A 13061-nucleotide genomic window follows, 5' to 3' on the forward strand; every position below is an offset into this window, starting at 1 on the left:
TCAGACATTGAATGGGTCGGAGCGATGCCCAGGAAGAGGGCACCCATGAGTTTTAGCACGGCGCGCAGGACGAAGAGGAAACCGGGCGGGATGCCGGACCAGACTTTTGTCCCCGTTAGTCGAGGATGCCGTGGTCGCGGCCGATGGCACGGGCTCGTGCCTTAAAAACGGCCACGCATGGTTTCCAGGGAAACGCTGCTTGCTCAGGACACGACCCGGACACCGATGACCTGCTGAGGCGTTCTCCCGGGCTGCCCTGTTCGGGGCCAGGCCCGATTGCCTCTACGCGCGGAGGAGCTGGCCCTTTACGCCTTGTTTTCTGGGCGTTTGCAGAAACTGGTGCCTACGCTTCGGGCATCACGTTGGTCGCGCTCGGGCCCTTCGGGCCTTGTTCTACCTCGTAGGAGACTTTCTGTCCCTCGGCGAGGGTCTTGAAGCCGCTGCCCTGGATATTGCTGTGATGCACGAATACGTCCTTGGAACCATCCGAGGGGGTGATGAAACCGAAGCCCTTTTCGTCACTGAACCATTTCACTGTACCGGTAGCCATTCTGTCCTGCTCCTTGCGATTGGAGTCGATGCGGACAGGCGTTTCCGGCCGAGTCCGTCGACACGGTGCTGCGCTGCAGTGTCTGTCTGGCGGCAGTCCCTGTGCCGCGAGAGTAGGGCAAGGGCCTGCCAGTCAGCGCGACTGCTGGCGCGGGTGGGGCGGGATGTCGCCCTTGCTTGTTTTATAGCAGTTCGCGCGGGAAGCGGGGCGATTACGCCTGGATCCGGAACGCCCGCGCAGTCGCATGATTTACGAACCGAAGAAGGGCGACGAAGGGGGCACCCATGATTGCGCCAAGAAGATGCCCGAGTTGCAGGACGTGGCAAGGAGAACGGGCGTTCCGCTGAAGTCATGGTCCCGGCGCCTGTGGAGCCCTGGAGCCGAACAATCCGGACAGCTCCAATTGGCTGAGTATTGCGGGGGAGTTGTCATGAATGTCGGGCTTCACGCGGTCACGAGTTACGACTTGCCGCCTATCGAGCGGTGGCTGCGCTCGGGTCATGTGCGCGGCACCTGGGGCGACCCCGATGCGAACCTTCGCGAGCTGAGCGAGCCGCCCGGCGAGGGGCGTGCCCGCGCTACCAGGAGGCCTCGGGTAGCGTCAGTGTCTCGACCCGGTTGCGGCCGGCGCGTTTGGCGCGGTAGAGCGCCTCATCCGCCTGGCGCAGCAGGGCCCTGGGCTCCACGGGCCACCGGGTGTGTACGCTGCACACGCCAATACTGATGGTGACGCGTCCTTCGTCGGTGTCGGGTTGTTTCAGGTCGAGCCCGTACACCGCCTCGCGGATGCGTTCGGCGACCCGCAGCCCGCCCTCGGGGTTGGTGTCGGCCAATACGCAGGCGAATTCCTCGCCACCGTAGCGGGCGCCGACATCGGCGGGGCGGTTCAGTACCGAGCGGATGACGTCGGCGACTGCCCGCAGGCAGTCATCCCCGGCCTGGTGGCCGAAGGCGTCGTTGTACGGCTTGAAGTGGTCGATATCGATCATCAACAGCGAGAGGGAGCGTTCGCGCCGGGCAGCGCATTCCCGCTCGAGCTGGTGGTCGAACTCGCGTCGGTTGGCGAGGCCGGTCAGCCCGTCCACGCGCGCCTGGCGGGCCAGTTCCTGCTCCACCTGCTTGCGTGCCAGGGTGCCGGCGATCATGTCGGCGACGAGCCGCAGCGCGGTGATCTGGTCGTCGGTCCAGCAATGCGGCGCCTCTACGGCATCGAACCCGAGCATGCCGAAGGCGTTCTGGTCGCTGACGAGGGGGATCAGCAGCAGGGAGCGGATCTCCTCACGGCGGAACTCCTCCTGTTCCACCGCCGCCTCCGCCGGCAGTTCGTCGACGTCTGGCACGTGCACGACCTTTCTTGCGAGGACCTGTGAGGTGACCCAGTTATGTTCTTGCAGAGGAATCGCCTGAAGGTGCTCCCGGTAGGGCTGTACGCCGCGGGCGCACCATTCGTTGACCAGACTCATCTGATGGGCGGGGAGGTCGAAGCGAAACACGTAGGCGCGCCCGAGGCCGAAGAAGACTCCCAGTCGGGCCAGGCTCTCTTCCATCACCCGGTCGACGTCTCCGGCCGTGATGTTGATCAGTGCGGCGGAGATCTCGGCGATCATGCCTTGCAGGCGATACTGCCGATCGTGGGCCGCCTCCAGCCGGCGGCGGTCGCTGATGTCGACGGCGACCGCGCTTGCTCCAAGCAATTGCCCGTCCGCGGCAAACAGCTGCTCGGAGTGCCACTCCAGGGTGCGGTCCTCGCCGGTGCGGGTGCGGATCGTGCTCTCGAACCCTTGCAGGCCCTGGCCCCGCTCCATGATCTGGCACGCGCGGGCAAAGACCGCCTCGCGGTAGTTGGGATCGGGATATAGCCATTCCCACACGCGGTCGTGCCCCAGCACCTCCTCGCGGGAGTAGCCGCTGATCTGTTCGGCCGCACGGTTCCAGAAGGTGATGCGGCCGTCCACATCCAGTGAATTGATCCAGACCGCTGCGTTGTCGACGATCAGCGCGTTGAACGGGTCCTGATCTTCATACGCCATCGATGCCCCCTGGCCAGGCGAGTGATCACGCTCCATGTTGTCAGAATGCCAGAAAGTCCGGTCGGGGCAAGCATGAGTTAAACCAGAAGCAAGGTTGTAGCAGGGCAGGCATGAAACGGGCGGGCGCACCCAGAAAAGGACGACCAATGCCTCCCCCTTTGGAGGCGTTGGTTCTGAATAAAGACTTTGAATGCAGCGGGTTATCGTGTTTCAGATGCCGATGAGGCTGGAGCGGCCTACAGTGTGATGTCGGCTTCCAGGATCAGAAACACCAGCAGGGCGAGGGTGACGGCCCAAAGCAGCAGATAGCCGGCCATGCTCTGCGCAGCGGCCTCCCGCTGAGCGCGTCCGCGCGGGCGCACGCCCTGATAGAGAAACACGAGCTTGGCCGACAGGTTTACGCACACCACGTTGACCGCCAGTAGCAGGAAGGCCATGTAGGCGGCGGAGAACTCGCCGGAGCCGAGCATGATGCCAACGGTAGCAGCCGGCGGCAGGAGGGCGACGGCCACCATCACGCCGACCAGAACCGTGGGCAGGCCGGTGGTGAGCGACAGCACTGCGGCGGCTCCGGACGCAAGGGCGAGAGCGACCGAGTCGAGACCGACTTGGGTGCGCATTTGCAGTTCGCGCGCGCCGACGTCCACCGACATGACAGTGGCGAGCAGGATCCCGATCAGGATGGCCCCGCCGAGTCCCACCACGTTCGTGCGCAGGGAGCGTCCGATCAGCCGCGTGTCGGCCATGGAGGTCCCGAGCGCCAGTGCCAGGTTGGGACCCAGCAGCGGAGCGATAACCATCGCGCCAATCACCACGGCCACGTTGTCCTCCAGCAGACCAATGGCCGCGACGATGGTGGACAGCACCGTCAACAGGACGAACTGGCCGGTGAGGTCGGCGCCCCCGGCCACGTTGGTATAGAGCTCTTCACGCGAGATGGCGCGGGCCTTCTTGCCGGTGCGTGCAGCATCCTTATCGTCGGCAGTGGAGTCCTGCAACGGGTCGGGCAGGACCGCCTCCACCGGCAGGACCAGGATGCGCGCGGTCTCGACCGCGCCCAGCACACGATAGAGGTCGTCCAGCAGGCGCTGGCGGTAATCCGTGCTGACCAGCATGTGCACGGCCATGCGGTCACGGTTTTCGTCCACCCCGTGCCAGAGGACATCGATGGCCAGCCCGTCGGCGATTCCCAGTACGGTATCCAGATGCCCGGCCGGGCCGACGACTTCAATGATCTTGCTGCTCATGGGCCCCCCTTTGCTTCCGGCATCATAGCAGGGGGGGCTGGAGCTGCCGGGCGCGGCAAGAGAACCGGGGGCATGCGCGAACGGGGCACGCAGCATCGCTCAAACTATGCGTGGACCCGGATCGGGGAAGTCGACAACATGGGCGTCACGGGTCTGTGGCATTCGCAGGCAGGAGCCGGTGTTGGGAACGGAGGGAGTGAATGGCAACGGCGCTTCAGAATCAGACGGCGCGCAAGATCCTGCGCGGGCTCAAGTCGCACTATCCGGTGTTCTACCTGCAAGGGTGGGACGAGGACCGCATGGAGCGGCTGCTGCGGGCGGTCGCGCGTTCGTACTACGGCGAGGACGGGCACCTGGAAGTGTGGTCCGCGGGTACAGGGTTCGACAGCGATGCCCCCGACGCCCTGACGACCGATCCGCTGGAGGCGGTGGCACGTGTGGCGAAGGGGCGCACCGAAGGCCCGCGCATGGTGCTGCTGAAGGATCTGCCCACCGGGTTCGAGGGCAACCCGGCGCTGGTCCGCGGGGTGCGCGACCTGTACTACCGGTTGAAGAACAGCCGCGACGTGGTGTTTCTCAGCTGTCCGCTGCTGAAGCTGCCGGAGATCCTGAAGAAGGAGGTCTTCCTGATCGAGGTTGACCTGCCGTCGGAGGAGGAGGTGCTGGAGCAGCTGGAGGCCGCGAGCGGCGCGTCCGGGGTCCCGCGCGAGCAGTTATTTCGCGTGGCGGCCGGGATGCGCGGGCTGTCGCTGAACGAGGTCGGGCACCTGAGTGCGCGGCTGTTTGGCGGCAAGCCGATGGGCGAGGCCGAGATGCTGGCCGAAATCCAGGAGGAAAAGGGCCAGATCCTGCGCAAGGAGAGCTGCCTGCAGTTCTACCCGCCGCAGCGCTCGCTGGACGACATCGGCGGGCTGGAGAACCTGAAGGAGTGGGTGCGCACGCGCGCGGACCTCTTTACCGAGAAGGCCTGGCGCGACAACGTGCCACTCCCGGCCGGCGTGCTGTTCATGGGGGTCAGCGGCTGCGGCAAGAGCATGGCGGCGAAGGCGATCGCGACCGCCTGGGGCCTGCCGCTGGTGCGCCTGGACATGAGCCTGGTGCTGTCCGGCAGCTTTGGCACGCCGGAGTATGCCTTTGCCCGGGCGACGCGGATTGCAGAGGAGATCGCGCCGATGGTGCTGTGGGTGGACGAGCTGGAGAACGCCTTTGGCTTCGACAGCCAGGCACCGGGCAGCGCCGGTAACGTGAACATTTTTTCGAGCTTTCTAACCTGGCTGCAGGAGAAGTCGCCCCGGGTGTTCGTGGCGGCGACCGCGAACCGCATCCATCAGCTCCCGGCCGAGCTGATGCGCAAGGGTCGGTTCGACCAGCTGTTTTTCCTGGACCTGCCACAGGCAGAGGAGCGCAAGGAAATCCTGCGGATTCATGTCGAGCGCTACGGTGGCAACATCGAGGAGTTCAACCTGAACTACATGGCCGCCAGCACCGAGGACTGGAGCGGGGCGGAGATCGAACAGGCGGTGAAGTCGGCGCGTATCGACGCCTACCAGGAGGGGCGGGTGTTCAACCAGCGCGACGTGATCCGCAACGTGATCAACACCGTGCCGCTGTCGCGGACGATGGTGGAGCAGATCCGCGAGATCAAGAGCTGGGTGTTCCAGCGTGCGATCAATGCCTCCAGGACGGAGGCGGCGGGGAGCGTGGCCTCCAGTGCGCCGAAGGCGCCACGGCAGGAGCATTGAGTCAGTAGCGGTCACAGAGGATGGATGGGGTAGACCGCGCGGGGGTCCGCGGTGGGGCCGGGAATCGAGGCGGACGGGCGTTTCACAGGGCCGGTCGGCACGTCAGAAGCCCGGTCGAGTGAGGCGGCACCGGTCACGCTGGCCGGTAGCGGTACTGTGATGCAAGGAGCCAAAGAATGTTCAAGACCGTCCTAGTCCTGGGCCATGTCAGTGGCATCCGTATTCAGATCCACATCAGCTGGATCTTCATCCTGATCCTGCTGCTGGCGAGCATGAGCACCGGCTTCTATCACCAGTATCCGGAGTGGAGCCTGGCGATGGCGGTTGGCACCGCGGCGGTGACGGCCCTGCTGTTCTTTTCTTCCATCCTGGCCCATGAACTGGGCCACAGCATGGTAGCGCTGCGGCGTGGTGTGCCGGTGGAGTCCATCACCCTGTTCATCTTCGGGGGACTGGCCCAGATGGGGCGAGACCCCGAGCGGGCAGAGGACGAGTTCTGGATAGCGATTGCCGGGCCGGCGGTGAGTGCGGCCCTGGCATTGCTCTTCTGGTGGCTCGCGTTGCTCACCGCGGATTGGTTCGAGCCGGTACCGGTGGCGCTGGGCTGGCTCGCGCTGATCAACATGATCGTGGCCATCTTCAATCTGATCCCGGGTTTTCCGCTGGATGGCGGGCGGGTGTTCCGGGCAGTGATCTGGAAGTTGACGGGCGACCCGCGCAGGGCCATCGAGGCCGCAGTACGGGGTGGGCGGATGGTGGCCTACCTCCTGTTCGGCTTCGCCTTCTGGAACGTCGTGGTGCTGGGCAACCTGATCGGGGGCCTGTGGGTGATGCTGATCGCCTGGTTCCTGCTGAACATGGCCGAGATGCAGGGGCGGATGTATGACATGCGCGAGCGGCTGGTGGATGTCCGTGCGCGGGATCTGGCAAACCCGGATCCGCCATTTGTCGGCCAGGATGTATCGGTCGAGGAGTGGATTGACCGTTTTGTTCTGCCGGGTGGGCGCCGCTCCTTTCTGGTGGGCGATGCGGAGCGGGTTCAGGGACTGGTGACCCTCAGCGACAGCCGCAAGGTGCCGCGGGAGCGGTGGCCGACCACCCGGATCGCCGCGATCATGACCCCCGTGGATGCGCTGAGCCGTGTCGCGCCCGACACGAAGGCGGAGGAGATCCTGCAGGTCATGAGCGAACACAACCTCAATCAGATCCCGGTGATGGATGAATCCGGTCGAGCCATCGGCTGGATCGATCGCCAGCAGCTCCTGCGCACGATCGAGATCCACATGGAGCTCCAGCGTTAGGTGCGATCTCTCAATAGGTTGTCCTCAGGGAGCCCGAGGAGGCGGATGGAGGATCAATTGCGGTGGTCGCGCTGTGTCTGCAGCCTCTCCTGTTCGCGCCATTCCATCTCCTTCTGCCGGAGGTAGGTGTCCTGGTCCAGCTCCCGCAGCTGTTCGGGATAGCGCTCGGTAAGTTCGAACCAGCGCGCCATGCGGAACGCCAGACGATCCTCTTCCGCGACCTCAAGGCTCTCCAGATAGGCCTGGAATGCCAGGTAGAAGCGCATCACGTTGCGCTCGATGACACCTTGCAGACCGTCGACGTAGATCGGCCTTCCGGCATCATCCTCCCCCACCACGGTGAAGCCGGCCCGATCCCCGCCGCCGAAGCGGAGATAGAGGTTCAGGAAGCCCCGGGCCAGGGCTCCGTAATCAACGGCATGCCGAACGTGGATCAGGGTCCGCTCGGCATCCAGAGGTACGGCCTCCAGGGTCATGCGGTAGTCGCGGGTGCCGTAGGGCCCCCGGTCCCCTGCGAGTTTCACGGCCAGATAGTCCTCCTCGGCGATCTGCACCCGGAAGTCCAGGTCCACCCGATAGGCGTTTTCCGGGCGCTGGAAGCGCTTTCTGCTGATGTAGAGTTCGATGCCGGACCGCTCGCCGTCCCCGTGGTGGACGCAGGCCTTCACATTGATATGCAGGAAGAGGGAGTCGCACCATACGGCCGCGGAGTGGAATTCCTGGGACACCTGATGGAAGGGATGGTCGAGGATGGCGTCCACCCGGACCATGACGGTGTCGTTTTGCTGATCGGAGTCCAGCCGTATCGGTTCGGCATCCAGAGGCGTGCGCTCGATGCCCGCGGTTACGTCCTCGATTCGCTCAGGCAGTGGTCCGTACTCGAGGGCAGACGCCGGGACCCACGCGCTGCCGAGTACCGCCAGGGCCAGCACGGCTGAAATCAGGCGGCTACGCCGCGGGGGCGACCGTTCCGGCGGCAGGTGGAGGCGCAAGGGTTGTTCCGTGTCCATACGGTGAGATTGGTCAAGGCCGGCGGAAAGTGCCAGCACCTGCTGTGCGACGCGGTAAGCACGAATGAGGTCGGGTCACGCTGACTGGAAGAACCGGCAGGGCCAGATGTTCGAAGTTCGATGCCGATGTCTGGCGGTGTCAGGCATTCGCTTCTGCTTGGTGCCGGCGATACAGCCGCCAGGCCGTCAGGCCGACGAGTAGCGAAGCCAGCCCGCCGGTCACGAAGACCAGTGCCGGTGTAATGCCTGCCGGGCCGGTGAGCAGCCAGAACAGTACCGGGGCCACCAGCATCGCGGCGAACGCGAGGAAATTGCTGGCGGCGATGAAGCGGCCGCGTCGCTCGGCGGGGCTGTGGCCCTGCAGGTAGGCCGTGATCGGCACGATGAAAAAGCCGGAGGCGACGCCCAGCAGGGCCATGAGCACCAGAGTTGCGTGGTAACTGTCGGCGGCGAAGTACAGCAGTGCGCTGAGCAGGGCTGCGGCGATCATTCCGGCCGGGGCATGGTGCATGGCGATGGTCCCACGCGAGAGATAGCCGGCGAGGATGCTGCCGGCACCGATGCCCAGCGCCAGCGTGGTCAGGATGATGCCGGTTGCAAGCTCGCCGAGCTCCAGGTGGATTTCTGCGAACAGGGGAACGTTCAGCTGGTACAGCGTGCCCAGCGCCCAGAACCACGCGATGCCGAGAATCACCAGGAACAGGACTCGATGCGGGCGAATCTCGTTGATGGACTGTACGATCGTCGCAAACGGGTTGAGTCGGAACGGCGCGGGGTTGTCGGTGGCCACGGTCGGGGTGATGAAGAGGCTTGTCACCAGGCCAGTGATGGACAGTGCCACGACAAGTGCAGCCGGTATCCACAGGTCCTCGCGGGCGAACTCCATCACGAAGCCGGCCAGAGCTGTCCCGAGGATGATGGCCAGGAACGTCCACAGCTGGATATGCCCGTTGGCGCGCGAGAGCTGCTGGTAGCGCACGATCTCCGGCAGGATGCCGAATTTGGACGGGCTGAAGAACGTGCTCTGCAGGCCCATCAGGAAGGTCGTCACCAACAAGCCGGTGAAGTTTTCGGTGATCAGCATCAGCGCGGCGGCCATTAGTACCGCGACCTCGGCCAGACGCGTGGTGACGATCACCGCCTTCTTGCTGTAGCGGTCCGAGATATAGCCTGCCCAGGGCGAGAACAGCACGAATGGCAGCAGGAAAACGAAGCCGACCAGGCTGTAGTAGAAGGTGCCTTCCCCCTCGGCGACGAATTGGCGGATGGCGATGAAAATGACCACCAGCCGGAAGAAGTTGTCGTTGAGGGCATTGATGAAGACGGTCGCCATGTGGGCGATGAAGCCCTTTCTGCGTATGTCCGAGGTCTCGGTCATGGGGGCCGCCTGCCAAGGTTTCCGGAAGGACTCCGGCAAGGGTTGGCGCGGGACAGCGCAATAGTCAAATCGGGTGGATACCGTTCAGGCGGTGGGCTTGCCGGAGTGGCAGGGCTTGGCGGGGCTGCGAGAGGCGGCATCGGGCTATACCAGTTGCTCTGCTGGCACAGGAAGAGCCGGTACAGGCTCCCCGGCACAGCCGGTGTATGTGGATCGGGCACCCATCCCGTCGAGTGCGGGGCTCTGGTCAGCCCAACAGCCCGTGTTGCCGTCCAGTGATCCGGCGTAGGAAGAGGGCGCCCGTGTATTGGTGCGACCCGCAACGAGCATGTCGGCGCGCGTTCACCTGGCGTCGAATTCTTCTCGCGTGATTTCCACAAACTGGCCGAAGCTGCGCAGTCGGGCGACGTCGCTCCGGTCGACACTCATCTGCAGTTCGAACGTCTTGCCTGCGACGAGCTCTTCGCGTTGTGCAGTCCCGGTCGATGTCAGTCGTGCCTTGATCGCGGGGATCTTGTTGCCATCCAGGTCCGCTGCCTGGACGAACAGGGTAAGCGTCTGGCCTCGGTGATCCAGGAAATCCCCCGCACCGATGATCGGCGGCCCCCTCAGGGTGAAGGCTGGCGGGGCAGGTTCGTCGCTGTCCGGTTCGGTCAGGTCCTGCGTCAGCGTGGCTGTTCCGGTCAGGATCAGGTGATTGAACGGCATGGGCCTTCTTCCTTCGATCCTGAGCTCGTCAACGGTGTATGGCCTGGCGTCGATCGGCGTCAATGGGATGGTTTGTCCCACCAGGTTCGTGTGAACGTACGCGGAGATCTTCTCGTCCCATTGCCGTTCTCTTTCGGCGACGTGACTGCGGAACGCTTCGGCCTGCTCCCAGTCGGTGGCCTGCATCTGTCGCAGTTCCTGCTGTAACTGCGCGGATTCATCGAAGCGCGCCTGCTCGAGTTCGGGCAGGTTCTTCAGATAGGGGTTGGGCGGGCCGAGGCTGCGGGTTTCCTCTGCATCCTCCGGATCCGCCGCATTGGCTGCATCGGCTTCGTCTGGCTGGCCACAGCCGGAGGCGGCGAGCGCAATGCCGACAAGGAAGAAGAGGAAGCGGCTGTGATTGTGGGCGCGTTTCATCAATAGGTTCCCTGGATTGGCTGGCCAGGCCTTGAGCGGCTCCAATCCGCCACCAACGCCCGACGACACGGCCCAAGCGAAGCCCATGCCAACCAAGGGGAAGCAAGAACAAACAGTCAGTTATACGATTGCGAGCGCAGCATTCCCGGATCCCGAGCGCCTGTCTGGAAAGAAACCTGACGTGCTCGAGCCTGACGCGACTGGTGGTGCGCTTGCGCCGGCCGTCCCGCCGGCTCATGGCGGCAGGGTGTAGCGGGCTTGCGCCAGTTCGGTGATCATCTGGCGCGTCTGTGCCGGTGCCAGGTCGGTGCGCTGCTCGACGCGCTGTGCCTCATCCGCCAGGAACTCGTCTCTGACCGCGTGCCGAAACCAGCGCGAATAGTCACCGCGGCGCAGGTGAAATAGCCAAGTCTGTTCGTCGATGCCCTGGGCGATCTGGCAAAAGATGGCCATGTTCTGTGCCTTCAGGTTGTGGCGGCTGTCGGGCCCTCGGAAATAGAAGCTGTGCCACCGCAGGTCGCCCTCGGCATACTTGCGATGATGGCGCACGCGCTCTGCGCGCCCGGGCATGGGGCGCATGGCGAACGGGGGGTCATCGATAAACCAGGCGATCACCTGCTCCGGCTCTCGTGTCAGGCTGTCGGACCACGGGACCGTTCTGCCCGTGGCCCGCCCGAACTTGGCGAGTGTCTCCTCGGGTGAAGATCCAATGGCGATGACAATGTCGACCGGCGCCAGAATCTCCGATGCGACATGCTCTGGATGCACAGTTACCAGGGCACTCTCGCCGATCCGTTTCGGCAACGCGGATCCGGTATGCCCCCATGTATCGGGGAGCATGTGGTGGGCCTCGTCGAGCACCAGCCAGTGTGGCCGACCAGTGCGTGCGCGCATGGCCTGTAGGTTGGGGATGAGTTGCGCAAAAAACTGGGGCCGGTCCCCAAGCGGGATGCCAAGGAGGTTTATGCTCAGGTTGATCTTCGGATCCTCGAGGATCGAGAGGATCTCCGTGACGGCTGGAGCACGCCATTGGTTGCCGAGTGCCACCACGTCGGCCAGCGTTCCGTAGTCGCCTTCCGGGTCGACGATGCAGACCTGGAAGTCTTTCTCGATTAACCGCTCGATGATGCCCGCGGCGAACGTGGACTTGCCACTGCCCGAGGGCCCGGCAACCAGCATGTTGTGCCCGAATGGCGACAGGTTGATCAGCCTCCCGTCTGCCGCTGTGCCGAGCGGGATCAGGTGCTGTTCGAGCCGGCTGTCCAGCCGGCGCAGATCGTTTGCGATCAAGTCGTCGATCAGTTCGATGACGCCGTTCCCGTTCTCGCCAGCGGTCTCCAGGCTGGCGGACGCCTTCAGGGACGGCACTGCGTTGGCGACTGCCACGGAGCATTCGCACAAGTCCAGAAACGAGTGGTCATTCTCGGCGTCGCCGATTCCCACCACCTCATGACGCGAAAGCCCCAGCTTGCGCAGCGCACGCTCCAGTCCCTTGGCCTTATTGACGCCGGCCGGCAGGACCATCAGGGCGCCACGGTTGGCGATCACCTGTGCTTCCAGTCCGAGTTCCCAGATCACGTCCTGCACGGCCGCTCGTTGTGCTGCCTGAGTCCCGACGACCACTTGCCCAATCTCCAGGGGCTCCACGCCGCGCTCTCGGAGACCCTTGAGCAACAGCTTCGGCGGGGGGTTGGCATAACGCGCTTCCTCCCGGGTCGCAGGGTTGTAGACAATGGCGCCGTTTTCCGCCACGACCAGGTCGAAGAGGCGCGCACAAGGACAGACTGACAACAGGTCATCCACCCGCCGCCCGGTGACCAGGATCGCCCGTCGTCCCGATTTTCTGAGCCGTTCGACGGCACGAACGGTGTCCTCCGAAACCCGATCATCCGAGGCGAGGGTTCCGTCATAGTCTGCCGCCAGGGCGAGATAACGCATGTGCCTGCCACCTTCCTGTTGCACCGGTGCGGTTAATGGGTTTGCAGCCCTGTTCTGAGGCCGTTCAATGAGTTATAGCCGAGTTCGGTCTTCTGGATCGCATGAGAAATGGCAGTCGATTGGAAACCGATGAAGAGCGAAGAAGATGACATCCATGAGCAACGGCGAACAGATAACGGGATCGGACCTGTAGCCGCAGCAAAACCTCATGGCCTGACCGCTTGCGGAGATTTGCTAGATTCAGAGATGGAGGCGAGCCGGAGCTGCTGGCTTGCGACGAGGACAGGAGATGGAGCCATGGTGTCGAAGAGTGTGCCGGTGGAAGAGTTCACGACCCCCGACCCGATCACCGCGAACGAAGACATGACGATCGCTGATCTTCGGGCATTGATGGAACAGCATGGGGTCCGCCATCTTCCGGTGGTCCGCGGTGGGTCGGTGGTCGGGCTGGTCAGCGACCGGGATGTGAGCATCGTGATGGGCTTGCCGATAGAGGACATCGGCCAGGTTAGCGTGTCCGATATCATGTCAGCCGACCCCTTGACGGTGTCGGCAGCCACGCCCCTGGACGAGGTGGCTTATGCCATGTCCGAGAAGAAGATCGGCAGCGTTATCGTCAATGAAGAAGACGGGAGCCTTTTGGGTATCTTTACGGCGAGCGACGCCCTGAATGCGTTGATCGAGGTCATCCGCGAAGGGGATGCGTCCACCTCGTAACGTCGAGGTCTTGCTCCGGTGCG

Annotated in this window: 10 protein-coding genes; 3 read left to right on the top strand and 7 right to left on the bottom strand. The window is 64.1% G+C overall.

Annotated elements, in window-relative coordinates:
- Positions 1–343: 343 nt before the first annotated feature.
- The 3 genes from G015_RS0109870 to G015_RS0109880 all read right to left on the bottom strand — a co-directional run bounded on the left by G015_RS0109870 (position 344) and on the right by G015_RS0109880 (position 3827).
- Positions 344–550 (bottom strand): cold-shock protein, encoded by a 207-nt coding sequence (locus G015_RS0109870; RefSeq protein WP_018649446.1) that lies wholly within the window; start codon positions 548–550, stop codon positions 344–346.
- Between the two features lie 578 nt (positions 551–1128).
- Positions 1129–2580, bottom strand: a complete 1452-nt coding sequence (locus G015_RS0109875) for a diguanylate cyclase (RefSeq protein ID WP_018137803.1) — start codon at positions 2578–2580, stop codon at positions 1129–1131.
- A gap of 236 nt (positions 2581–2816) precedes the next feature.
- Entirely contained in the window at positions 2817–3827 is a 1011-nt protein-coding gene (locus G015_RS0109880; protein WP_018137802.1) for a TIGR00341 family protein, read from the bottom strand.
- 200 nt (positions 3828–4027) lie between these two features.
- On the opposite strand from G015_RS0109880, the gene G015_RS0109885 reads away from it, so the two are divergent.
- Positions 4028–5569: an AAA family ATPase gene (locus G015_RS0109885; RefSeq protein ID WP_018137801.1), complete on the top strand. Its 1542-nt coding sequence runs from the start codon at positions 4028–4030 to the stop codon at positions 5567–5569.
- Positions 5570–5745: 176 nt separating this feature from the next.
- Positions 5746–6870 (top strand): site-2 protease family protein, encoded by a 1125-nt coding sequence (locus G015_RS0109890; RefSeq protein ID WP_018137800.1) that lies wholly within the window; start codon positions 5746–5748, stop codon positions 6868–6870.
- 53 nt (positions 6871–6923) lie between these two features.
- On the opposite strand, the gene G015_RS0109895 is transcribed toward G015_RS0109890, so the two are convergent.
- The 4 genes from G015_RS0109895 to G015_RS0109910 form a co-directional block, all read right to left on the bottom strand.
- A complete protein-coding gene (locus G015_RS0109895) occupies positions 6924–7862 on the bottom strand; it encodes a hypothetical protein (RefSeq protein WP_018994894.1) in 939 nt (312 codons plus the stop codon).
- A gap of 157 nt (positions 7863–8019) precedes the next feature.
- Positions 8020–9258 (bottom strand): MFS transporter, encoded by a 1239-nt coding sequence (locus tag G015_RS0109900; protein WP_018174176.1) that lies wholly within the window; start codon positions 9256–9258, stop codon positions 8020–8022.
- 342 nt (positions 9259–9600) lie between these two features.
- Complete coding sequence (locus G015_RS0109905; protein WP_018994896.1) at positions 9601–10383, bottom strand: hypothetical protein; 783 nt, start codon at positions 10381–10383, stop codon at positions 9601–9603.
- A 234-nt stretch (positions 10384–10617) separates the two neighbouring features.
- Positions 10618–12321: an HAD family hydrolase gene (locus G015_RS0109910; RefSeq protein ID WP_020146630.1), complete on the bottom strand. Its 1704-nt coding sequence runs from the start codon at positions 12319–12321 to the stop codon at positions 10618–10620.
- Between the two features lie 297 nt (positions 12322–12618).
- On the opposite strand from G015_RS0109910, the gene G015_RS0109915 reads away from it, so the two are divergent.
- Positions 12619–13038: a CBS domain-containing protein gene (locus tag G015_RS0109915; protein ID WP_020146631.1), complete on the top strand. Its 420-nt coding sequence runs from the start codon at positions 12619–12621 to the stop codon at positions 13036–13038.
- The last annotated feature ends 23 nt before the right edge of the window (positions 13039–13061 follow it).

Origin of the sequence: Thioalkalivibrio sp. ALJ15 (assembly GCF_000383695.1) — a bacterium.
Taxonomy (GTDB): Bacteria; Pseudomonadota; Gammaproteobacteria; order Ectothiorhodospirales; family Ectothiorhodospiraceae; genus Thioalkalivibrio.